This window comes from Fulvivirga lutea (assembly GCF_017068455.1).
Lineage (GTDB): Bacteria > Bacteroidota > Bacteroidia > Cytophagales > Cyclobacteriaceae > Fulvivirga > Fulvivirga lutea.
The window spans coordinates 1,559,039-1,582,355 of the sequence record NZ_CP070608.1 but is presented as its reverse complement, the minus strand read 5'-3'; the positions used below and the strand labels follow the sequence as shown (position 1 = coordinate 1,582,355).

Annotated in this window: 21 protein-coding genes; 12 read left to right on the top strand and 9 right to left on the bottom strand. The window is 37.6% G+C overall.

The genetic code is table 11. From position 1 onward, the window contains the following. The first annotated feature begins 17 nt into the window (after positions 1-17). From JR347_RS07185 to JR347_RS07175, 3 genes are all read left to right on the top strand, one after another. Positions 18-767 carry a DUF6090 family protein gene (locus tag JR347_RS07185; RefSeq protein WP_205723370.1) on the top strand — a complete coding sequence of 250 codons (750 nt, stop codon included), beginning with the start codon at positions 18-20 and terminating at the stop codon, positions 765-767. Between the two features lie 100 nt (positions 768-867). Further along, entirely contained in the window at positions 868-1,617 is a 750-nt protein-coding gene (locus JR347_RS07180) for a DUF6090 family protein (RefSeq protein ID WP_205723369.1), read from the top strand. Positions 1,618-1,687: 70 nt separating this feature from the next. Beyond that, on the top strand, positions 1,688-2,092 hold the full coding sequence (locus JR347_RS07175; protein WP_205723368.1) for an endonuclease domain-containing protein: 405 nt from the start codon (positions 1,688-1,690) through the stop codon (positions 2,090-2,092). Between the two features lie 132 nt (positions 2,093-2,224). Here JR347_RS07175 and JR347_RS07170 read toward each other — a convergent pair whose 3' ends face one another. Continuing rightward, the gene (locus JR347_RS07170; protein ID WP_205723367.1) at positions 2,225-3,982 is read right to left on the bottom strand and encodes an MASE1 domain-containing protein; all 1,758 of its coding nucleotides are present in this window, start codon (positions 3,980-3,982) and stop codon (positions 2,225-2,227) included. 126 nt (positions 3,983-4,108) lie between these two features. On the opposite strand from JR347_RS07170, the gene JR347_RS07165 reads away from it, so the two are divergent. From JR347_RS07165 to JR347_RS07145, 5 genes are all read left to right on the top strand, one after another. After that, positions 4,109-4,564, top strand: coding sequence for a GNAT family N-acetyltransferase (locus tag JR347_RS07165; protein WP_205723366.1), 456 nt, complete (start codon positions 4,109-4,111; stop codon positions 4,562-4,564). A gap of 15 nt (positions 4,565-4,579) precedes the next feature. Then, on the top strand, positions 4,580-5,329 hold the full coding sequence (locus JR347_RS07160) for a DUF6090 family protein (RefSeq protein ID WP_205723365.1): 750 nt from the start codon (positions 4,580-4,582) through the stop codon (positions 5,327-5,329). 144 nt (positions 5,330-5,473) lie between these two features. Further along, entirely contained in the window at positions 5,474-6,625 is a 1,152-nt protein-coding gene (locus JR347_RS07155; protein WP_205723364.1) for an immunity 49 family protein, read from the top strand. Between the two features lie 190 nt (positions 6,626-6,815). After that, positions 6,816-7,289, top strand: a complete 474-nt coding sequence (locus JR347_RS07150; RefSeq protein ID WP_205723363.1) for a GNAT family N-acetyltransferase — start codon at positions 6,816-6,818, stop codon at positions 7,287-7,289. 43 nt (positions 7,290-7,332) lie between these two features. Beyond that, positions 7,333-7,956, top strand: a complete 624-nt coding sequence (locus JR347_RS07145) for a DUF4386 domain-containing protein (RefSeq protein WP_205723362.1) — start codon at positions 7,333-7,335, stop codon at positions 7,954-7,956. A 55-nt stretch (positions 7,957-8,011) separates the two neighbouring features. On the opposite strand, the gene JR347_RS07140 is transcribed toward JR347_RS07145, so the two are convergent. Then, positions 8,012-12,007: an AAA domain-containing protein gene (locus JR347_RS07140; RefSeq protein ID WP_205723361.1), complete on the bottom strand. Its 3,996-nt coding sequence runs from the start codon at positions 12,005-12,007 to the stop codon at positions 8,012-8,014. Positions 12,008-12,073: 66 nt separating this feature from the next. Further along, positions 12,074-12,841 (bottom strand): ComEA family DNA-binding protein, encoded by a 768-nt coding sequence (locus tag JR347_RS07135; RefSeq protein ID WP_205723360.1) that lies wholly within the window; start codon positions 12,839-12,841, stop codon positions 12,074-12,076. A 194-nt stretch (positions 12,842-13,035) separates the two neighbouring features. Between JR347_RS07135 and hemA the strand changes: the two genes are divergently transcribed. From hemA to JR347_RS07120, 3 genes are all read left to right on the top strand, one after another. Continuing rightward, positions 13,036-14,301, top strand: coding sequence for a glutamyl-tRNA reductase (hemA, locus tag JR347_RS07130; protein WP_205723359.1), 1,266 nt, complete (start codon positions 13,036-13,038; stop codon positions 14,299-14,301). 89 nt (positions 14,302-14,390) lie between these two features. After that, entirely contained in the window at positions 14,391-15,158 is a 768-nt protein-coding gene (locus JR347_RS07125) for a S1/P1 nuclease (RefSeq protein ID WP_205723358.1), read from the top strand. Continuing rightward, positions 15,155-15,835: a DUF2461 domain-containing protein gene (locus tag JR347_RS07120; RefSeq protein ID WP_205723357.1), complete on the top strand. Its 681-nt coding sequence runs from the start codon at positions 15,155-15,157 to the stop codon at positions 15,833-15,835. The genes JR347_RS07125 and JR347_RS07120 overlap by 4 nt, the downstream gene beginning before the upstream one ends. 153 nt (positions 15,836-15,988) lie before the next feature. Here JR347_RS07120 and JR347_RS07115 read toward each other — a convergent pair whose 3' ends face one another. The 3 genes from JR347_RS07115 to JR347_RS07105 all read right to left on the bottom strand — a co-directional run bounded on the left by JR347_RS07115 (position 15,989) and on the right by JR347_RS07105 (position 18,902). Beyond that, positions 15,989-16,858, bottom strand: coding sequence for a M57 family metalloprotease (locus tag JR347_RS07115; RefSeq protein WP_205723356.1), 870 nt, complete (start codon positions 16,856-16,858; stop codon positions 15,989-15,991). 224 nt (positions 16,859-17,082) lie between these two features. Beyond that, on the bottom strand, positions 17,083-17,904 hold the full coding sequence (locus tag JR347_RS07110) for a M57 family metalloprotease (RefSeq protein ID WP_205723355.1): 822 nt from the start codon (positions 17,902-17,904) through the stop codon (positions 17,083-17,085). Positions 17,905-18,131: 227 nt separating this feature from the next. Next, positions 18,132-18,902 (bottom strand): exodeoxyribonuclease III, encoded by a 771-nt coding sequence (locus tag JR347_RS07105; RefSeq protein ID WP_205723354.1) that lies wholly within the window; start codon positions 18,900-18,902, stop codon positions 18,132-18,134. A 71-nt stretch (positions 18,903-18,973) separates the two neighbouring features. Here JR347_RS07105 and JR347_RS07100 point away from each other — a divergent pair, with 71 nt between their 5' ends. Then, entirely contained in the window at positions 18,974-19,348 is a 375-nt protein-coding gene (locus JR347_RS07100; RefSeq protein WP_205723353.1) for a group III truncated hemoglobin, read from the top strand. A gap of 125 nt (positions 19,349-19,473) precedes the next feature. Here JR347_RS07100 and floA read toward each other — a convergent pair whose 3' ends face one another. From floA to JR347_RS07085, 3 genes are read right to left on the bottom strand one after another with little or no spacing between them, the layout of a single operon-like run. After that, entirely contained in the window at positions 19,474-20,469 is a 996-nt protein-coding gene (gene floA / locus JR347_RS07095; RefSeq protein ID WP_205723352.1) for a flotillin-like protein FloA, read from the bottom strand. A 7-nt stretch (positions 20,470-20,476) separates the two neighbouring features. After that, the gene (locus JR347_RS07090; protein WP_205723351.1) at positions 20,477-20,947 is read right to left on the bottom strand and encodes an NfeD family protein; all 471 of its coding nucleotides are present in this window, start codon (positions 20,945-20,947) and stop codon (positions 20,477-20,479) included. 26 nt (positions 20,948-20,973) lie between these two features. Further along, complete coding sequence (locus JR347_RS07085; protein ID WP_205723350.1) at positions 20,974-23,076, bottom strand: WG repeat-containing protein; 2,103 nt, start codon at positions 23,074-23,076, stop codon at positions 20,974-20,976. Between the last annotated feature and the right edge of the window lie 241 nt (positions 23,077-23,317).

The following is a 23,317-nucleotide window of genomic DNA, read 5'->3' as shown; positions in this document are numbered from 1 at the left end:
ATATTAGACGAAAGCTTATGAGTAATAATAAAATTACTACCTATCTGATCTATGCCATAGGAGAAATTGCCTTGGTAGTTCTAGGTATTTTAATTGCAGTAAGTATCGATGATTGGAACAAAGATAGACAGGATAGAATGGCCGAGAGAGAACTTCTTGAGCAACTTTCCAGAGAATTCAAAAGTAACTTAGACCAATTAGATGAAAAAATATTGGTACGTAATAATATGATCAATGCCTCGATAAAGCTTCTATCCTATTGCGACAACCCTTCCATCGTCAAGATAGATAGCATGCCATCGTTGCTTGCAACAACTGTAAATGCCCCTACCTTTGACCCTATCATTAATGATCTGATTAGTGCCGGAAAATTAAATTTACTAAGCAATAGTCAACTAAAAGAGCGACTTTCATCATGGACATCTGACGTTGTGCAGGTCAAGGAGGATGAACAAAGTTGGAGAAAGATATTGACTGAGCAATACACTCCATTTCTAGTTAAATATACTTCATTAAGGTCTATTCTTAATAAGTATTGGGAGTTGGAAGATATTCGAATAGTTCTTCTGGATAAGGATAACCAAATAGATTTTCAACTAAACGAATCTCAAAACCCTGTTGATTTTAAACCCCTTCTCCTGATTGAGGACTTTCCGGATTATTTGGCAGACTGTGCAACTTGGAATAAAATAGCCAACTTACAATCGGAGACTTTGAGGAAACGTATTGTAGAAATATTAGAATTGATCCATGAAGAAATAATTTAATGCTCGTCATTATCCGAAATATCAAACGTGCACAATTCCACTCTAGGGAGGGAAATTTATAATTATGCTCTTCCTACTCCGAAATATTAGACGAAAGCTTATGAGCGACAACAAAGTAACTACCTATCTGATCTATGCCATAGGAGAAATTGCCTTGGTAGTTCTAGGTATTTTAATTGCAGTAAGTATCGATGATTGGAACAAAGATAGACAGGATAGAATGGCCGAGAGAGAACTTCTTGAGCAACTTTCCAGAGAATTCAAGAGTAACTTAGACCAATTAGATGAAAAAATATTGGTGCGTAATAATATGATCAATGCCTCGATAAAGCTTCTATCCTATTGCGACAACCCTTCCATCATCAAGATAGATAGCATGCCATCGTTGCTTGCAACAACTGTAAATGCCCCTACCTTTGACCCTATCATTAATGATCTGATTAGTGCCGGAAAATTAAATTTACTAAGCAATAGCCAACTAAAAGAGCGACTTTCATCATGGACATCAGACGTTGTGCAGGTCAAGGAGGATGAACAAAGTTGGAGAAAGATATTGACTGAGCAATACACTCCATTTCTAGTTAAATATACTTCATTAAGGTCTATTCTTAATAAGTTTTGGGAGTTGGAAGATGTTCGAATAGTTCTTCTGGATAAGGATAACCAAATAGATTTTCAACTAAACGAATCTCAAAACCCTGTTGATTTTAAACCCCTTCTCCTGATTGAGGACTTTCCGGATTATTTGGCAGACTGTGCAACTTGGAATAAAATAGCCAACTTACAATCGGAGACTTTGAGGAAACGTATTGTAGAAATATTAGAATTGATCCATGAAGAAATAATTTAATGCTCGTCATTATCCGAAATATCAGACGTGTACAATTCCCCTCTCGGGAGGGGATTAAGGGGTGGGTAAAATGAAAAACAAAATCATTCCATATAATCCCCAATTAGTACCTCTGGCAAAAAGGCTCAGAAGGAATATGACTCTCAGTGAAGTGCTTCTTTGGCAAGAAATTAAAAACAAACAACTTGGTGTAAAATTCAGCAGACAAATTCCGATCGATAATTATATTGTGGACTTCTATTGCAAGGAACATCTGTTAGCTATTGAGGTCGATGGTGCTAGTCATACCTATGATGATGCACCCCAAAGGGATACTGAGAGGCAAAATAAACTAGAAGCACTTGGTGTAAAGTTCATCCGATTCGATGATTTAGATATTAAAAAAAACTTAAATTGGGTAATGAATGAACTCTATCATTGGATAAATAACAACGTAATACCCACCCCTAACCCCTCCCAGGAGGGGAATTTATAATGATGCTTTTCCACCTCCGAAATATCAGTCGAGCACAATTCCCCTCTCAGGAGGGGACAAAGGGGTGGGTAAAAGTAGGTCAATCAACCCACTTTAGTTAGTAGATTTAGGCATTTGTAGAGAATGTGCTATTCAACTGAGTGCTACATTTTCTTTCTCTTCTTTCGCTATTTTTTTTACAAAGTGACACTTCGGTATACTCACATTTATCGTTGTTCCTTTTCCTACTTCAGAATTAACTTTCAATTCTCCGCCTAGTTTGTCTACCGTTTCTTTTACAATATACAATCCTAAGCCGGAGCCCGCTCCATCATCAGTAGCTCTGTAAAACATATTGCATACTTTATCCAGATGCTCGGCAGGTATGCCTCTGCCATTATCTTTCACCTCAATTTTGGCCAGCTCATTTTCTACTTTAACCGTTACATCCACCACAGGCGATTTCCCATTTCTGTATCGGATGGCATTAGAAATCAGGTTGTTCAGTATCACCTTTATACGCCAAGGATCCGATGTAAATGTTCGATCACCCTTAATGGTAATATTCTTTTTTACAGGTTTTCCATCAGCGGAAGCATATTTAAAATGATCAAAGGTTTCTTCTATGATCTGATTAAAGTCTACCACATCATTTTTTACTTCCGACCGGGCGTTCTGCGATTGATCTAAAATTTCTTTTATAAAATTATCCAGCTGCTCAGCACTGCCATTAATCATATCGAAGTACATGTCCTTCATCACAATATCATCTTCCTTCTTGGCAAGATTAACGATGCCCAACATGGAGGCAATTGGAGCCCTTAAATCGTGTGATACACTATAGACAAAATTGTCAAGCTCCACATTCCGCTTGACCAGTTCATCATTCGTATTCTGCAATTTCTCCTCGGCCTTTCTTCTGGTATCTATCTGGCTATTCAATGCTTTTGTTCTAATCTTCACCATTTCTTCCAGGTTCTCATTAAACTTTAATAGCTTCTCCTGAGCCTCGGCACGTTCTTTTACTGTTGCTGATAGAACAATCGTAATCACACTTACTACACCAACAAAAATTTGTAGCAAGAGCATAGAACTGTAACTATCGCCCAAAATAAAAGGCCCTAACTGTAATGACGAAAAGTAAATGGCGAGAATAGAAACTACCACTACGGCCGTCATTGAAACGGTAAGAGGAAACCGAAATGCAAGCCACAATAAAAACGGAATTACAATAAATGGCAAAGCTCTATTAATAGCCATGTCCGGCACTTGTAAGAGCATGTATAATCCAGCACCGCCAATGATGGCAACAACAAGCTCCAACCATTTCTCCCGAGATGCTTTCCACTTAAATTTCTGAAACACAGAAAGAATAAAAGGTGTAAAAATTAAAATGGCTACGGTTTTACCAACTCCCAGAGATAACCAGGTAATGGAAAATTCCTCAATACCAATAACTCCATTCAATAATAAGCTCGATGCGGAAACCACCGATCCTAACCCAGCTATCAACACAGCTACAAATAAGAAACGAAAAGCATTTTGTGTATGATTAAATGGAAATGGGGTTTTTATCCAATTGTTGATCAAATAGTATCCTAGCACAGCTTCTAACGTATTACCTATTGCTATAAAGCTGGAAATTGAAATAATTGTCTGGGCAGGTAAGTCGGGTAAATTCCAAAATGCCATCACATTGGCAATGAGGGCGCCAATTGTAATTCCGGGCCAACATTTTCTACCCATTAGTACCAAGAGGGCAAAGGCCACACCAGAAGGTGGCCACACCGGTAATATGCTGGAATTATCAAAGGCTAAAAAATATCCTAAAACTGCAGTTAAATAATAAATGGCTGCAACTATGACAATCTTAAAGTCGAGGTGATACCTCTTTAGTAGGTTTAAAGACATGGGTATAGACACTTGTTCCAATCTAAAGATTGAAATTATTTAGCATAACCGCCTGCACGAATAACTGAAGTACGTTATCTTTCGGTGAAGCGCATTTTTAATGGTTGAACTACACAATACCCTCCAATGATTGAAATTCTTAAAACCGACTCTTCACATAGCGATTTTCAGGTACTTGTAAAACAATTAGATGCCTATTTGGCCGAAATAGATGGTGAGGAACATAGCTTCTACCATCAGTATAACAAGGTGGATGCATTGAAACATGTGGTGGTCATTTATGAAAATAATCAACCGGTAGGTTGTGGTGCTTTTAAAGAGCTTGACTCAAATACCGTTGAAATTAAAAGGATGTATGTGTTGCCTGAGCAAAGAGGTAAAGGCTACGCCACAAAAATTCTGAAAGCTTTGGAAAACTGGGCTGCAGAAAGTGAATACCAAAGTTGTAAACTAGAAACAGGAAGGCGCATGCCCGATGCCGTGGCTTTTTATCAATCTCAGGGCTATGCACCAATTCCTAATTATGGCCAATATGTGGGCGTGGAAAATAGCGTTTGCTTTGAAAAACAGCTTTCTCAATAATTTGTATCTTTAATAATGATCAATTTTTTTAGAGCTCTCCGAAAAGACTCATCAGCCGATAAGAACATAGGAATGTATCTTGCATATGCCTTAGGTGAAATTGTGCTGGTAGTTATAGGTATTCTCATTGCCTTGCAGGTGGATAATTGGAATAAGGAAAACGAGAACAGGGAGAAGGAAAGAAAATATTTAAGTGAAATTAGAACCAACCTGCAAGAAGACCTTCGAAATATTGATATGGTTTTTAGCTATAATAAAGGTAAGACCGCTTGCATTAATAATGTGTTAAATGATTTTGGCAAGATGAAGAATACTCCACAAATGGTTGTCAGGTTTTCTTCAAGCATGGATACGCTTTCCTCCTTTGAAGTGTTTAACACCAACAAAATTGCCTTTCAAAACCTCATGTCTTCGGCCAGTATTGATCTTATTCAGAACGATTCTTTAAGAACGCTCTTGCCCAGGTATTATAATGAGGTGAGTTTAAGTGTACAAAGCGGTACACAACAAAGAGTGGCGCAGTCATCCAGGAAATTTGTGGATGAAGTAGGGCCTCATTTAATGAATAGAGATATGCTTCAACGCTTTTTTAATGTAGAGATCCCCATCAAATCGATCACAGAAGTTAACCTGGCTAATAACGAATTAGTTGTCCACGATCTGTTTTTTATGGAGCGGATGATCGTTTCTCAAAATGCTGAAATAAAGCAGTATAGAGAAGATGTAATGCAGCTAATAGCCATCATTAATGCAGAACTGGAATAGTTTTATCATTATTTATTGAAATTTTATTTAGTATTTTTGATAAAGTCGTTTAATCAGCAATAGTAAACATTTGTAAATGATTACAAATAGAAAGGTGTTGTTATGCGGTTGTTATATGCCATCAAGTGTTACTTTTAGCTCCACATGAAAACATTAATTGAAGCTCACAGTTCAGGACAGGAACGCCTAAAAAGATATGCCAATAGTGATTACATTTTAAAAAATTGCTTATCATCCATATGGGAATCTTACGAAGCATCAGCTTGGTATTATGGACTTATTGAGAATGATGAATTGATGGCAAAACAATACTTTAATAATTGTGGATTTGTTGATTTAGAAGAATGTTTGTTTAATAAAGACATTTTTGGCTATAAACTAAATAGTCCAATTTACGCAGCGCTGTCCGACAATATTGACCTAATTAATCAATTTGCAAATGCTGATTATATTATCCAAAGTGGACCAAATAATAAAAAGACGTTTAAAGAAATTGCTAAAATAGGTGAAAGTCACATTTATATAGATACGATCATCAAATCTATGAATAAGGATCACAAAGGCCTATCGTTGAACATTCAATCAATGAAAGACGTCTTTATCAAAAAAAAGAAAAATGCTGTATTTGCTCCCGACATGAATTTCTTTGAAGGTATAATAAAGAATGATAAAGATAAGATATTCAAATCAATTCAATTATTGGCTACCACTTGGCATAGTTCAAGAAATAAACACTCCTCTATCTACCAGAATTTTGTCTCACAACCAGCTATGGGTTATGCTAAAATTGCTTGGATTAATGGTTTTGAACTTGAATTTAACTCTCCTCTAATTCATAATCATCTACTGCCACTAAAAGCTTTACCAAAATACTCCAATGACTTATTACTACTCAAAAAAGTCATGACCTATGAGCCTACTAATTCTGATTACAATGGAAGAAAAATAATTGAGTTAACTCAGAATAATAATGTGGACTTGGATAAATCCCAAGTAAATCCTTTAGTAATAGAAAATGACCAAGTCCTTAAAAAACCAAATTTAAAAAGTCTGGTTTTGATGTTGATATGCTTTGTTTTAGCTAGTTCTTTGCTTTTTGAACTTACATCTTCTGCGTTTCCGAATATAGATCCTACTCAAGGCACAACAAAAGGCAAATTGGGCAAATTACTTATTCATACATTCTCCAGAATTGAAGGAACTCCCCTCGGATATATTATTGGAATTTTATTGACTGTTATTGGTGTTTTTCAACTAAAAAGTAACATAAAATCAATTTTAAAAAAAGGCATATAACACATGCTATGAATGAATGGTGGTTTATCGGTCAGGATATTTTCGTGGGGATTGGAAAGTCCGCCACAAGTTTTAAATTTAAATCAAGGTGTGGCTATGTGCGAAACGAGAGGTTAGTGCTTTCTAATCCCCACTCATCATAGCTGGTCGTTGTATCGATTAGCGAAGCTTAAAAAAAATAACTATAAAATTGCTTCAACCGAAACTATCTATAGAGCAGTTATCGCAAACCACTGATATTCCATTCGATTTGCTTGAACTGGCTGATCCATCAAGGGTTCAGATAGATAAATATCTAAAAACAGGAACTTGCTATGTTGCAAAAATTGCATCAAAAACGGTGGGTGTTGTAGTTCTGAATGAAATAGACTCATTTCATATTGAAGTAAAAAATATAGCCGTTAGAACAAAGGAACAAGGCAAAGGAATTGGTAAAGCACTTTTAAGACACTCCGAAAGTAGAGGTCGAGATTTAGGCTATTCAAAACTCATAATAGGAACTGGAAATTCCAGTATCAGACAACTCGCACTTTATCAGAAAGAAGGGTTTGAGATGGATAGAATTGAGAAAGATTTTTTCCTCAAAAATTATTCAACCCCCATTTTCGAAAACGGAATACAGTGCAAACACTTAGTTATTCTGAAAAAGGATTTGTCAAAATAAGGATAAATGACCGAAATTGGACTAATTACGTTAGTATAAAGAGATGAATTTAACACCCAGAAACTTATCGATAATTACCGGACTTAGCTATTTGGTCATCTTTTTTGCCGCCATTTTCGCCAATTTCTTTGCCCTCGAATCCATCATCAACTCCCCGGTTGAAACGATACAGCTGAATGACTTTGTGGTAAGGTTGGGAATAGTGGCCTTTCTCATAACCGTTGTATTTGATGTTGTAATTGCCTGGGCGCTCAAAGAATTGTATACAAATCATCCGCTAACCACCTTAAGCACTTATTTCAGAATGATGCATGCCGCCATTATGGGAGTAGCCATTTTTGCCCTTCCCCTTGCACTCAAAGCAGCAACAGAATCTGAAATTCTTGCCTACATTGATACCTTTAATATCATTTGGCTCATTGGATTATTCTTTTTTGGAATTCACCTAATATTGTTAAGCAACATAGCAAATAGCCCTCGTTGGATACTAGTTTTCCTGGCCATTGCCGGTGTTATGTACATGGCAGATACAATTGCGCATTTCTCCCTTTCAAATTACGAAAATTATGCCTCTGTATTTTTGGCTTTAGTTGCCTTCCCAAGTATTGTAGGAGAAATGTCATTTGCGCTATGGCTGCTCCTTAAAGGAGGAAAAAACAGCCAATAAAAAGGTTTATAAGTAATTTTGGTATTAGGCAAACAACTTCATTTAGAGGTTTGGACTAGCTCCCCTCTACAAATCGTAAGATCGTTTCTTCCACCTGCTCGCGGTGGCTCCACCATTCCCTGCTAAAGAAGCCCCTAAATCGCCAGTTCTTTTTACTCAGCGTAAATGGAGTATATACGTGCACATCTTTAATCGATGGACTCTGGTAGTATAAATCGTCATCCGTCAGTAGTAATGCCTTGTATTGATCGCCTTGTTTTACAGTAATATCTGTAAAAGGTAGTTCTTCGGTTAGTGTGAAATTTTCTGAATGGTCGTTTACCCAGCTCATTAGCTGCGTTTTTAAATACCAATTGGCGGAATGTGGTTTTATGGCAGGCAAGGTAGGCTGGAAATTACCTTCCGATACCATATAAGCATACTCTAAATACTTTTTAAGAAGCTTCGGTCCTTCGTTTTTAGTGTCCTCCACTTTCAGTTGTTGTGGCATGAGACTACTTACAATAATCACTTTCTCACGTGCTCTGGTTACTGCTACATTTAATCGATTCTCCCCACCGCTGGCATTCAGGCTACCAAATTGCATGACTATCTTACCTTTTGGGTCCGGCCCGTAGGCTGTTGAGAAAATGATGATGTCTTTTTCATCACCCTGCACATTTTCAATATTTTTCACAAACCACCCCTCCGGCCATAAAACGCCTTGTTCTATGAACTTCTCATCAATTTTATCTAAAATATGCTGCTGTTGTTTGGCATTAAATGTTACCACCCCCACACTACTCTTATTAGAACTACCCGCAATTTTCAAGAGTAAATCCACCACCTTATCGGCTTCCATGTCATTGGTATTATTCTCCCAAACTCCATCTACTTTAAGGTATTCAATACCAGGCTCAGTGGTGTTCACCACATCAAAATCAGGTAGGAGTTTTAATTTGCCCTGGTAAAAATGTTGGTTAGAAAAATCAATGAGATCTAACGACCTACTTCTGTAATGGCCGTTCAGTTGAATGTTCATCAGATACCTTTCGGCCAGCTCCAACAAAGAGTCTACCTCCAACTCCGGTAGTTCAGATTCATCATCAAAGCGCACCTGATACAGGTCATTAGGTCTTAGCTGTTTGGAATCACCGGCAATGAGCACCTTACGCCCGCGATACATCGCAGGAATGCCCTTCTCTGCAAAACATTGAGACGCCTCATCAAATATAACGAGGTCAAACATTTCCCGCATCGGAAATATAGCCGAGACAGATTCCGGTGATGCTAACCAGCATGGCACCAGATCAAACAACTCATTACTATGCTCTGATATTAGTTTTCTGAGCGGCCACACTCTTCTTTTCTTCGTCACCTGATGGTACAAATCGCGATACGTAACCATATTGTTCAGGCGATTGTGCTCTGCGTTTACATAAGTTTTTTCACGCGCCCTGAGCAGGAGCATATCATTGGTGACAGAAAGCTTTTCCTTTACAGCATTCTGTAGTTCCGCTTCCAGTTTATGAAACTTGCGCGATGAAACCGATCTTAAAATGGGGTACTTCGTTTCAATATGATCTATCCAGGCTAGGCGAATGCTATTTTGGAATACGGTTTCCAAATCCTTTGTAGAAGTCACTTTCGCATCCTGAATCAACTTATCTAAAGCCTTTATTTGCCCCGGCTCCATTTCATCCTGCACCCTGTCAAAGTCGCAAAGCTCCTCAAAATCCTTTTTTAAAGATTCCTTCATTACCGCAGCCATTTCCGTATTGTTTTCAATACTTAAAATCTGGCCCTCCGTTAAATACAATAACCATTTCTCTTTGCGCTGTGGTGTTTCTTTGATGATTTCAAAAAGTTGCTCAATCTTATCCTTCAGTTCGCCATAGGTAATTTTCTGAACATTAAAATACTGCTTGAAATTTCTCAGTGAATTAAAAATCAACTTGGCTTTAATGGTGAGCTTAAACAGATGGAACCATGTTTGAAACTGTACTTTCTCATAGTTGGTAGGTATTCCAATAATCCAACCACGCTCCTTCATTTTGGTAATATTATGCTCCAGGTTTAAGCGGTTATCAATGCGCTCAACTAAAGTTTTGAATCCTTCCTTATTCCTTTTCAAGCCATTCTCTACCAATACTCTTTTAATCCAGTATTTATCCTTTGAAAACAATCGCCACTTAATCAGCCTAAAAAGGTTTTTACGGGCGTCCATATTTCGGTGCAGTGTTTCCTGGAATTTGCCCAACTGATCGGATGGAATAGATACTTCAGGCCCCTCGCCTTTGTAGCATTCCATCACCACGCGCTCTATATTGGAAAGCCAAAGTGCCGATGTTTCTGAATCGCTATAGTTATTGAGATGCTGAAAGTATTCATAGGCATTTGGATCTTTAAGTGTACCCAGCATCTGCACAATATAATCGCGCTTGCTCAGTATGAATTCAAAATCTTCCAAGGTGAGCTTAGAGCCAACAATATTCAATGCCCGTTCAGCAATCTCGTCCTGATAGGCAGGTATTTCATCCAGAATTTCATTGAGACGCTGACGTTCCGCCACGCCATAATCTTTGAAAGATCGTCTGTCTGACCATTCGTATTCAGGGCGACCAAACTTGTCAACATATTCTGTGTAATCCCTTAGTCTGATGATAAAATCATCTATTTCATTTAACCTGAACTGGGTATATTCTTGCTTGAAATTAACAGTTTGGGCATCCTGATCTGAAGTAAGGTAAAGTTCTTTCACAGCCACACCACATTCCGACTCATCGAATAAGGCAAACTTAAATTCCTCCAATTCTTCGGAAATCTGATCGATTCTACGGCTTACTTGCAAAAACTTTCTTTCCAACTGAATGGAGTCAAGACCGTTATTCAGCATTTTGTATTCATCGATACGATCTACCTGCCGGGCTATATTTTCAAAAATGGTCTTTCTATCATTTTTAAAATCATGTACCAACCCTAAAAACGGAGTTATTTCCTTTTCCTTCATTCGGTTGTACACAACATCTAAGGCTGCTCTTTTTTGGCTCACTACCAGCACCTTTTTACCCGTAGCAATGTGGTCAGATATCAGGTTACAGATCAGTTGAGATTTACCGGTTCCGGGAGGGCCTTGCACCACAATAGACTTACCCTTTTTTATCGCCTTTAAGGCATTTTCCTGGTGGGCATCCATTTTAAAAGGAGTAAACGTTTTCTCCTCGTCCACGCTATCTAAAAAACCATAACTCCTAGTGCTCTCTTCAGGTTGAGCGGATATAAAAAACTGTTCTATATCCTGGATGGTTTTGTTAGATAGTAGTGTATTATAATCAGGAACCAAATACGAACCTGATTGCGGGAAAATTCCCAGCACAGCCTCTGGAAATAACTTCAGCTCGCCAGTACCAAAGGCTTCTTCGTAATCGGACTTGGTATATTCCTCAAATTTTTGAAGCGTATCTTGAAAATTATCCTGGTTGAAATTCAGCTCAATATCGCTATCCTTAAAGAGTTGATAGAGTGACGTTCTAAATACGGTGCTGTCCGTGTCAAAGTCTTCGAGGTTTCGATCAATGAAGTCGTCCTCGATAGGCACATTATTATAATGTGAATAAGCCAGCAAAAAAGACTTGTTAAAGGAAGGTCCTTCGTCCGCTCTGGGTTTCAGCAGCCATTTGGAGGATTGTAACTCTAGATCAACGGGGAAAAACAAAAGCGGGCAACGGACAGGCGTTCCATCTGAAAGTTTACCCTTTACAAATGGCCAGCCTACATATAAATCTTTGGAGCCTCGCTCTTCGTAAATAAACTTCTCCGTTCTGGAAATTCTTTTCAGTCGGCTACTAGCCACATTAGTTTCTTCATCTCGGCTATCAAATTGCTGGCATAATGACAGTCGATTACCTGAAATTAGAGATTCTATAATCTGGAATGAACCATCTTTTATATTAAAATTAAAATCGTATAAATCAATAAACTGATCTTTGTTTTGCCGCAGCAGAAATAACGACCGGTTATTCAGCGTGAGGTTAGTAAGACGTTTTAAATATGATTTTAAAATTTCGTGCATAGCAGAAGCTCAAATAACAAAAAATTATCAGAATAACTGGACATTAAATGCAAATTCCTTTTGAGACTAAAAAGTGATGTAAGGCAAAAGTCGGCTTATTTTAGACGAGTCCAGCAGATGAATCTTTCGAAGGTCTTCGGCCGATTTAAATTCACCATGCTGATATCTGTAATTGATAATAGCATTGGCCTCTTTCCAAGAAAAGTAGGGATGCTTCTTCAATGTATTTTCATCTAACTGATTAATGTTCAATTGACTAGGGTTAAACGTATCGCCAATATAAGCCAAGGTGTCTAATGCCAATATCACGGAGTCCTGCAGCCCATAAACCTCTCTTAGCTGACTTTTGGATGTAAAACCACCCAATAACTCTCTATACTTTACAATTCTGTTTGCCAATACGGGCCCAATACCATAAACGCGCTTCAATCCAGTAGTATCAACCATATTCAAATCGAACGAAGTAATTACGGGTTTGGTGTATTTAGTTGTGGTTCTCTCAGTATTGTCAAATCTCTTTTCAGGATATTTATTAGTCAGATACTCAAACTTCTTACTTTTATTCGTTTCATACCGTTTATACGTTTTGAACGAAAGGGAGTCCTTTTTCTTAATCCTGGCTTCCATTTCTGTGGTGAGTTTATCCATTTCTGCATAATCCAACGCAATTGCCTCACCAAGCATTGCGTATTGATAAAAATATGGTGATGCAATGAGCATAAACATGACAGGGATCAGTAACATAATACCGTTGGCCTCTGTTTTAGAGATACCCAATGCAGACCTAAGGAGATAGTTCAATTTATTCACCGCTGCAATTTTAACTATAATCAATCAATTAATATATTGATATAGTTATATTAAGTAATCATCATGACAAAAATCAGTATAATTACTGATAGGCAGGTACTACCAACACTATTAAATTGACCAATCTTTGAAGACAAATTGGGAAAGACTTATTTGTACACATTCTAAATAATAAGATATCTTTTTTAGTATACGTGTACTATATAAATTTGCAAAACATGGAAAATGCCTTTAAAATCAGCGGGTTTTCATTTAAAAACACTCCTTTAGAAATAAGGGAGAAATTGGCTTTAAATGAGCCTGAAGCAAAACAATTGATGCAGTTTTTAAATCAAACTGTTCAAGCCAATGATTTAATGGTGTTATCTACCTGTAATAGAACTGAAATCTATTACGACCATGAACTAGACCTTAACAACGAAATTGCTACTTCGCTTTCACTTATTAAGGGCTTAAATAAAGAGGAAATTCTAAAACACCTGACATGCACTTCTGATTCGGAAGAGGCTGTTAACCACCTTTTTGAGGTGGCTATGGGCCTGGACGCTCAGGTTGTTGGAGATATTCAAATTAGCAATCAGGTTAAGAAAGCCTACCAGTGGAGTGCAGATGAAAATGTTGCAGGCCCATTCTTGCACCGTTTAATGCACACAATTTTTTATGCGAATAAAAGAGTCGTGCAAGAAACAGCCTTTAGAGATGGTGCGGCATCTGTTTCTTACGCAGCTAAAGAATTAATCGAAGACTTAACTTCTGAATTCAAAGAGCCGAAAATATTGATCTTAGGTCTTGGTGAAATTGGTGAGGATGTTTGCAGAAACTACGCAGGCACTACCAAAAGTGTCACCATTGCAAATCGCACAAAAGAGAAGGCTGTTACTTTGGGTGTTGAGTGCAATTTTCCTGTCATAGATTTTAACAAAGCATTAGAAACACTCGCAGACTATGACGTAATCGTTTCATCAGTCGCACATTCAGAGCCCATAATCACCAGAGATATGATTGTTTCTATGAACATTCTGTCTCACAAGTTTTTCATTGACCTTTCAGTGCCAAGAAGCATTGAAACCTCTATTGAAGATCATGCTGGTGCTTTATTATATAATATTGACAACATTCAAAGCAAAGCATCGGAAGCACTGAATAAGCGAATAGCTGCAGTGCCTGATGTAAAAAGAATTATTTCTGAAACTCAGGAAGAATTTGGCGAATGGTCGAGAGAAATGGCTGTTTCTCCAACCATTAAAAAACTTAAGAATGCGTTAGAAGCAATCCGCCAAGAAGAGCTAAAACGTTATTTAAAAGACGGTGATAGTACAGAGGCCAAAGTAATCGACACGGTTACAAAGAGCATGATGCAAAAAATTATCAAATTACCTGTTCTTCAGCTAAAAGCAGCATGCAAAAGAGGTGAAGCCGAAACACTTATCGATGTGCTGAATGATCTTTTTGATCTGGACAAAGCCGATCAAAAGGTAAAATAGTTCATTACTCTAATTAATATTTCTTTAACAGATTACTCTCCTATCTATCGCTGAGATTGTATAGATTTGAATGGATTTAACATTTTGCCATGAGAATTATTGCACTTCTAGTATTTAGCACGCTATTATCTATCCCATCTTTTGGTTGGGGACCTATTGGACACAGAACCATTGGGTTAGTAGCACAACAACATCTATCGAAAAAGACTAAGCGTAAGCTAAGGGAAATTTTAAAACATGAATCACTGGCGGTTGTAAGTATGTGGATGGATGAAGAACGCTCCAACCCGAACTATAAACACATGGAAGATTGGCACTGGGTAGACATACCGGACGGTAAAACCTATGCCGAATCTGAAAAGAACCCCAATGGTGATGCTATTCAAACGATCAACCGATTAATTGATGAACTGGAAAGTGGAACACTCTCATTGGAAGAAGAAAAGATTAACATAAAAATGCTTGTACACATAATCGGTGATATACACATGCCTTTACATGTTGGTAAAACTGGTGACCAGGGTGGTAACAAAGTAAAAGTTCGATTCTTTGGTGATGAAACGAACCTTCATACCGTATGGGATTCTAAAATTATCGACAGTAAAAAATTCAGCTATACCGAACTTGCTGCTGCCATAGATCATTTCGATGATGAAAGTACGATAGAAAAATGGCAAAGTGATGATGTGATGGTATGGGTAGAAGAATCTATGAGCTACAGGGATTTGATTTACGATCTACCTGAAGACAAATACATCGGGTATTATTATATCTATGATGCATGGCCGGTAATTCAGGAAAGGCTACACAAAGCTGGAGTTAGATTAGCAGGAGTACTGAACAAGATATACGGATGAGTTTATCAAAAGAAACGTTCACTTTCTTGAATGACCTTTCTCAAAATAATAACAGAGAGTGGTTTAATGCCAATAAAGATAGATATGTGAGCGCTCATGAAAAGGCCATTTCGTTTGCGGATGAGCTCATCGAACAAATGAAAAAGCATGATGATATTGAAACTCCTAATGGCAAAAAGTCGCTTTTTCGTATTTATAGAGATGTTCGTTTTTCTAAAGATAAATCTCCCTACAAAAATCACTTTAGTGGCAACCTAAAAAGGGCTACCAAATGGTTAAGAGGTGGTTATTATTTTCACCTGGAGCCAGGCAACGTTTTGATAGCTGGTGGCTTTTTCGATCCCAACAAAGATGATTTATTAAGAATCCGACAGGAAATTGCAGCTGATGCAGGGCCTTTAAGAGACATATTAAATAATGCAGCTTTTAAAAAAGCCTTTGGAACATTACAGGGTGATCAACTTAAAACTGCACCGAAAGGATTTGATAAGGATCATCCGGATATCGATCTAATAAACTATAAAAACTACTATGTGGTTAGCAAGTTTTCAGACACAGAAGCTCTTAAACCTGACTTTGCTCAAAAGGTATCTGAGCGCTTTCAAATTTTACGGCCTTACTTGAATTATTTTAGCGAGGTGCTTACTACCGATGAAAATGGTTTGCCGATAGAATAGGCAAATCGGCTGGCTGTTTTTAGAATTTCAGTTTAATGTAATTATTCCAATAATAAATTAAACAGTAAAAAATCAGAAAAGTGTGAAAATATAAAAGCATTCTGACGATAAAATCAGAATGCTTTTTTGGTTTACAGTGTTGAAATTATGCTATTAGTAAAGATAATCTAAAGCAGTTTTGTCTGCATTTGTGAAAGGTCTGTTTCCACCGTCAGTACAAGCTAACATCCAAGATCCGGCACCTTGCAAATCAGCACCAGTTGGAGTTCCAGGAATGTGGTTTGCTCCGATACTTCCAGCACCTTCGTTAGCAGTTCCACCACCACAGCTAATGCTTCTGTCGAAGAAGTCTGTGTGACGGAATCCGATGCAGTGACCCATTTCGTGAGCAATGATCGTAGCAATTCCGTTTGTACTTAGTCCGTAAGAAGACTCAAGAACACCACTCATTTTAATCTCACCGTAAGGATTGCAATTTGTAGGGAATCCGGCAGATCCTAACACACCTTGTCTTTCATCTCTTTTACTCAATCGAGTCATTACAATATCCGCGCCTGAAGCACTTGTAACTCGTTGGAAAGAAATAGTAAGGTTCTCAGAGTTATATCTAGAGATAGCCTCGTCAAGTCCGGCAATCATAGCAGGACTGTAGCCTCCGCTACCTCCGCCACCTTTTTTACCTTTTCCGCCACCACCGGAAGTTGCACCTTCTTCAGGAGCATAGATAGTGATTACTCTTGAGCCACATACTAATTCGTTAGTGCTGTACTGCTCAACAGTTGGAATGTAATTAGGCTCACTCATACTCGCAATTGAAGCGTCAGTTAGATAAATATCATTTTCTACAAGGTATCCCTCTTCGAATCTGATAACGCCTTCAGTACTGAACCCTAAAGATTTGATTTGTGACATAGTTTCTAAAGAGATTGGCTCTTCAGATGGAGCTACTTCTGCATTGTCACAAGAATAGAAAATACTACCTGCAAAAACGGTAGCTACAATGAAAGAATTAAACTTCTTCATAATGTAATATTTGGTTTAGGTTGAAAATTGAAATTCCCCGCAATATGGGGGATACATTTCTAACCTGCAAATTTTCTATTGCCGTAAACTTCTAACTCAAGTTTATAATCTTACTTTAGGATTAATCACAGTAGATTATTTAGGTGAAAAAAAATTTTACAAAATATAATAAATTAAAAAAGGCGACTTGTAAGTCGCCTTTAATTATTAAACTATTCTAACAATTAATATAAATAGTTAAGAGCAGTTTTGTCATCATTATTAAATGGTCTGTCGCCACCATCTGTACAAGCAAGCATCCAAGATTTAGCAGCAGCTGAAGCGCCTGTTGGAGTACCAGGGATGTGGTTTGCACCTACAGTGCTGGCACCTTCATTTGCAGGACCTCCACCACAGCTTATGCTTCTATCGAAGAAGTCAGTATGACGGAAACCGATGCAGTGACCCATTTCATGAGCAATAATAGTAGCGATGCCACCAGTGCTTAGCCCGTAAGAAGACTCAAGCACACCACTCATTTTAATTTGTCCATAAGGATTACAGCTAGAAGGAAATCCTGCAGATCCTAAAACTCCTTGTCTTTCATCTCTCTTGCTCAATCTTGTCATTACAATGTCAGCATTGTTAGAAGAAGATACTCTTTGGAAAGATATAGTAAGGTTTTCTGCGTTGTATCTAGCAATGGCTAAATCCAAACCAGCAATCATGCCTGCGCTATATCCACTTCTTCCACCAACAGGTGCATATACAGTAATTACTCTCGAACCACACACTAGTTCGTTGGTGCTATACTGCTCAACTGTTGGGATAAAGTTAGGCTCACTCATAGATGCGATAGAGGCATCAGTAAGATATATATCATTTTCAACGAGATATCCTTGCTCGAATCTAATCGCTCCTTCTGTGCTGAAGCCTAAAGACTTAATTTGTGATAATGTAGTTTCTGAGATTGGTTCTTCGGAAGGTGCAATTTCAGCATTGTCACAAGAATAGAAAATACTACCAGCGAAAACGGTAGCTAGAATGAAAGAATTAAACTTTCTCATAATAGTTATTTTGGTTAGGTTGAAAATTAAAAATCTCCGCAATATGCAATCGGGAAAAATATAAAACAAATATTATTTTATAATTTTTTGTATCTACCAAAACATCTAATTCATTATCAGCTTTTTAACATATATAATTTTATAATATCTGTTATTGTAAAATATTATAGTAAATAAAAAAAGCGCCTTATGGCGCTTTTGACTTTTATAACAATTATGCTGCAAATTTACTTCAAGTCTGCTGTAATGCTTACCGGACAATGGTCTGATCCGTAGTACTCATTATGTATTTCAGCTTTATTAACTTTAGGCATAAGTGACTCATTAACAAGGAAATAGTCGATCCTCCAGCCTACATTCCTTTCTCTTGATTTGAACATCTGATTCCAGTAAGAGTACTTCACTTCATCTGGGTGTTGTGCTCTAAAAGAATCAACTAATCCGTAATCTAAATACTTTTCCAAACCATCAATTTCAGCCTGAGTATAGCCGGCCGATTTATTGTAATTTGACTTTGGTCTGGCGATGTCCATTTCGGTGTGTGCAACGTTTAAATCACCACAGACAATTACCGGTTTCTTCTTTTCCAATTTCTTTAAATAATCCAAAAATGAGGCATCCCAGTCCTGGCGGTAATCTAACCGCTTTAAGCCCGACCCTGAGTTTGGTGTATAGACATTTACTAGCTGAAATTCCTCAAATTCGGCCATCACAATTCTGCCTTCCTGATCGTGTTCTTCAACACCCATATCATGTTCCACATTCAAGGGTTCAGTTTTACTCAAAATAGCTGTCCCGGAATAACCCTTTCTAGCCTTGGAATAGTTAATATAGCTATTATAACCGTCCATAACAGTGAGAGCTGTTTTAGCATCTTCGAGTTGAGCTTTTGTCTCTTGCAAACACAAAACATCTGGTGCCATATCGGCTACACTTTTTTGAAATTCTTTTTTCATAATGGCTCGTATGCCATTTACATTCCAGGAAACAAGCTTCATAATTCTATTTTTGTTTACCGCAAATTGAGGCAATAAGGATGAATTGTCAACCAAATCAATAACTTTAAATCGTGAGAGATATAGAGAACAGAGAAGATATAGAAAACCTGATGACCCAGTTCTACACCAAGGTTTTAAATGATAAAACCATCGGGTATATATTTACTGATATTGCCCAAATAGATTTAACAGAGCATTTGCCTATTATCTGTGACTTTTGGGAAACCATCATTCTGCATAATCAAGCATATAAAAAAGATGTGATGGCTATACACCTTGATTTAAATTCAAAGGTTACTTTAACCACCGATCACTTCAAACAATGGCTCTATTTATTTAATGAAACAGTAGAAGCCAATTATAGTGGCTCTAATGCAGACCTTATTAAAATCAGGGCGCAATCTATTGCTACTGTTATGCAGGTGAAATTGAAGCAATCTATGTGATTCTTGTTGACTTTCATACTGGTAAAGATTTCTTCGTTTCACTGCGAAATGACAACATATTTTTGAATTTTATTCATATAAAAAAGGCTCTGATTTCTCAGAGCCTTTAATGAAACTAATCTATTTTACTCGCCTTTACCTTTTGATTTTGATGAGCCTTTGCTGCCAGGTTTGGCGATGGACTCTCTCATTTCAGTATCAGCCTTTATATTATCCATTTTGTAGTAATCCATTATTCCAAGATTACCCTGACGGAACGCTTCTGCCATCGCTTTAGGCACTTCCGCTTCCGCTTCAATTACCTTCGCTCTGGCTTCCTGAGCTTTCGCTTTCATTTCCTGTTCGTGGGCAACGGCCATGGCTCTTCTCTCCTCCGCTTTAGCTTCCGCTACTTTTAAGTCGGCACTAGCCTGATCTGTTTGAAGCTCAGCACCAATGTTCTTACCAACATCCACATCGGCAATATCAATAGAAAGTATTTCAAATGCAGTACCAGCATCCAATCCTCTTTGCAGTACCAGTTTCGATATCTTATCAGGGTTTTCTAATACTTCTTTATGTGTATTTGCTGATCCAATAGATGTTACAATACCTTCACCCACTCTGGCCAGAATAGTATCTTCACCTGCACCACCAACAAGTTGCTGAATGTTTGCTCTTACTGTAACCCTTGCTATAGCTATCAACTGAATACCATCAGCTGCCACAGCAGCTACCTTAGGGGTAGTTATTACTTTTGGATTAACTGATATTTGAACGGCCTCAAATACATCTCTACCTGCCAAGTCAATAGCAGTTGCTTGCTTAAAATCAAGGTTAATATTTGCCTTGTCTGCCGAAATTAAAGCCTTAATTACTGACGGCACATGCCCACCAGCCAGATAGTGCGTTTCCAATTCTTTTGTACTAACTACCAACCCTGCCTTAGTGGCGGTAATTAATGAGTTAACAATGACACTCGGTGGTACTTTACGTATTCTCATAAACATTAGCTCAAATAAGCCTACACTCACGTTTGAGAATCTTGCAGTAATCCACAAGCCTACCGGAATGAAATACAGGAATATAAAAAACCCTATAATTCCGAGAAAAATAATTATGATTAATCCTAGTCCTTCCATTTAGATTTTAGTTGATTGGTTCTACTATTATATTGTTCTTGTCTATTTTAATGATTTTCAAACTCTGGCCGCTATCTACATATTCGCCCAAAGTTTTTACTTCATATACTACATCTTTGATTTCCGCTTTGCCTACAGGTTTTAATGAGCTGATGGCTATACCTTCTAAACCAACTTCTAATGTTGAAGTCAGGTTTTCGTTTACTTTGCCCGAGTTGGTGTCTTTTAAAGAGAAACGTTCCCAGGTTTTACTTTTAAAACTATAATAGAGAGCTAAGGCAAAACCTATTGTTGAACCCACAGTAAACCAACTTGCAGTAGCAGTCCCAAAATATTCGAAGCTCAGATAAACACCGAAAATGGCACACCCTACACCAAGAATTCCTACTAATGTAGTACCTGGCACAAATAGCACCTCGGCTATTAACAAAAGAATACCCGCAACAACAAGGGCAATTACTGTGATCCACTCTCCCATAACGAAAGGCTAAAGTACTAAATAAATCAGTTGGATAAATTTTCCCATTCAGATTTTTTCATTGCCAAATACTGATCAAACCGATGATCATAGATTAGTTGATCGTACATGACTGGTATGATATCTACTCCTTGACCAGTTAGAACACCATACTTATCGAAGAGTTTGACTTTCACCTCACCATTGGACAACTCCTCCAACTGCTGATACTTAGCGTGAATCATCAATGAGCCGTCTTTGGCAAGCATACCTAACTTGCCATCCTTTTCTGCAAGGAATTTACCATTTGGCAATCGGGAAATACCATCATACACAAAGGCAGATAATTTATTTCCCTTCTTATCAATCAGGCCATATTTCCCATTTTCTTGAACTACTGCCATGCCACTCTCAAAGTCTGAAGTACTTTGAAAAGTGGGTTGGATTACGATATTCTCATACCTATCGATAAATCCCCATTTACCTATCAACTTAACTGCCATGAGGTCTTCCTTAAAATCTCCCACATCTTCGTATCTGTTGGCAATGATCAGTCGATTCAGATGATCTACAAAGCCATATCTATTGTTAATTTTAACAGCAAATAAGCCGTTGGAAGAAGCTCTTATCTCTTCAAATTTTTGCTGAGGCAATTCTCTATTAACGATTCTGCCGCCAAAATCAATTTTCCATAATCCTCCATAACTCAAATACTCTAAAAGGTGATCTTCTTTTACTTCCACTCTATTTTCTGTGAAGTAGATAGTTTCATCATCAAAGCTTTTTAACGTGGTAAGCGTTTTGGTTTTCACCAGATACAACTTATCATTAATTATTTGAAGTCTTCCATTTTGGGGTAGCACAACCCAATCACCCTGCTTATTTAAAATGCCATACTGACCATGAAATTTAACAACTACTTTACCATGCTGTATATCTCCGATCTCATCATATACACAGTGGATAATTTCTTCGCCTTCACGATTTAAAAAGCCCCACTTATTATTCTTTTTTATGGCAAAGTAATTACCATAATGCTGTCCAATAGCCTGATAATTTTGAGTTGATTTCTCTACTCCATAGCGATCATAGATTGACCAGAACCCGTTCTTTAGCGCATAAAAATCAGTATTCACAACAACAAGCGAATCGAATGTTGGTGAGAGAACAATAGAGCTATCACTAGAAACTACTCCCCATTTGTTGTTATATCTAAACTTCAGACTACCGTTTTCTAGTAATTCTACATTGGAATAAGTTGGTGATGAAAGCAAATTTTGCGTTTTGTCAACAATCCATTCTCTGTTATTTGATGTGACTTTGAACAGATTATCGCCAACCAACGCTACCTTATCATAGTTCCATACTTTATTCCCATTGCCTTTTGAAATAAACTCCCACGAATTAAATTTCTTAATTTGAACTTCATCTTTCCACTGAACATCTTTAAACTGTGGGTCAGCTATAATTTGTCCGCTACTACTTATAATTCCTCTTAAATGATTATCATAAATTATGGCGTGCCCTTTATGAAATCGAGAAATGCTGTCTAGTGTAAAGCCCATGATCTCCCTGCCTGAATCAGTATATATGGCATACTTGTCTTCATGATTCTTGATGGCGTATCTCAAATTTCCTAATGAGCTAATTTCTTTATACTTAACCGGCAATATTGTTTTACCACCCATATCTACAATGCCGTAGAGATAACCTTCGCCTGATTTCATACTTACTATTGCTCTTAACCCAGACAAGGTGATGGAGGTATATTTGAAAGGCAGCACTACTTTACCTTTACTGTTAATCATTCCGAGAAAATCCTGATGGCTATACTTTCCCTTTTTTGCCGCTACAAAGAGTTCGCTACCTGCAGGGTATAATTGAGAATATTGATTGGATACTACTACTTCGTTTTGTGTGGTAATAAGACCCCAGTAAGACCCTTTTCTGAAACCTAAATACGTGCCTTTTACTTCCTGTGAGCCGTAACTCCATCCAAGCTGGTCATACTGTGTGGGTATTACAATGGTACCTGCAGAATCGGCCAGACCAACCTTCCCATTATCATAAACAAAATCGAAATTTGATGATTGTGCGACTGATGAAATGGCTAAAAGTAAAAAAGGAAGTACTCTAAAAAATAATCGCATTAATTAATAAAATTTCTCAAAATTAAGCCTTTACAATGAATCATGACTCAATTAAATAACTAATCTAGGGCAATGCTCGTATTGGAAGTATGAAATTTATTTTAACTTTTATTCTGTGGTGTATTTTATTCACAATCAGCTGGCCGATAGCAGTTATTGCCTTAGTGGCACTGCCTTTTGTTTGGTTAATATCTATACCCTTTAGAATATTTGGTGGACTTGTAGAGGCGCTAATTAGCCT

Coding starts and splice junctions, on each gene's coding strand:
- JR347_RS07105 (WP_205723354.1), bottom strand. CDS start 18,902: ATGAAGCTTGTTTCCTGGAATGTAAATGGCATACGAGCCATTATGAAA.
- floA (WP_205723352.1), bottom strand. CDS start 20,469: ATGGAAGGACTAGGATTAATCATAATTATTTTTCTCGGAATTATAGGG.
- JR347_RS07170 (WP_205723367.1), bottom strand. CDS start 3,982: ATGTCTTTAAACCTACTAAAGAGGTATCACCTCGACTTTAAGATTGTC.
- hemA (WP_205723359.1), top strand. CDS start 13,036: ATGGAAAATGCCTTTAAAATCAGCGGGTTTTCATTTAAAAACACTCCT.
- JR347_RS07090 (WP_205723351.1), bottom strand. CDS start 20,947: ATGGGAGAGTGGATCACAGTAATTGCCCTTGTTGTTGCGGGTATTCTT.
- JR347_RS07160 (WP_205723365.1), top strand. CDS start 4,580: ATGATCAATTTTTTTAGAGCTCTCCGAAAAGACTCATCAGCCGATAAG.
- JR347_RS07115 (WP_205723356.1), bottom strand. CDS start 16,858: ATGAAGAAGTTTAATTCTTTCATTGTAGCTACCGTTTTTGCAGGTAGT.
- JR347_RS07185 (WP_205723370.1), top strand. CDS start 18: ATGAGTAATAATAAAATTACTACCTATCTGATCTATGCCATAGGAGAA.
- JR347_RS07110 (WP_205723355.1), bottom strand. CDS start 17,904: ATGAGAAAGTTTAATTCTTTCATTCTAGCTACCGTTTTCGCTGGTAGT.
- JR347_RS07140 (WP_205723361.1), bottom strand. CDS start 12,007: ATGCACGAAATTTTAAAATCATATTTAAAACGTCTTACTAACCTCACG.
- JR347_RS07085 (WP_205723350.1), bottom strand. CDS start 23,076: ATGCGATTATTTTTTAGAGTACTTCCTTTTTTACTTTTAGCCATTTCA.
- JR347_RS07165 (WP_205723366.1), top strand. CDS start 4,109: ATGATTGAAATTCTTAAAACCGACTCTTCACATAGCGATTTTCAGGTA.
- JR347_RS07145 (WP_205723362.1), top strand. CDS start 7,333: ATGAATTTAACACCCAGAAACTTATCGATAATTACCGGACTTAGCTAT.
- JR347_RS07125 (WP_205723358.1), top strand. CDS start 14,391: ATGAGAATTATTGCACTTCTAGTATTTAGCACGCTATTATCTATCCCA.
- JR347_RS07175 (WP_205723368.1), top strand. CDS start 1,688: ATGAAAAACAAAATCATTCCATATAATCCCCAATTAGTACCTCTGGCA.
- JR347_RS07180 (WP_205723369.1), top strand. CDS start 868: ATGAGCGACAACAAAGTAACTACCTATCTGATCTATGCCATAGGAGAA.
- JR347_RS07155 (WP_205723364.1), top strand. CDS start 5,474: ATGAAAACATTAATTGAAGCTCACAGTTCAGGACAGGAACGCCTAAAA.
- JR347_RS07120 (WP_205723357.1), top strand. CDS start 15,155: ATGAGTTTATCAAAAGAAACGTTCACTTTCTTGAATGACCTTTCTCAA.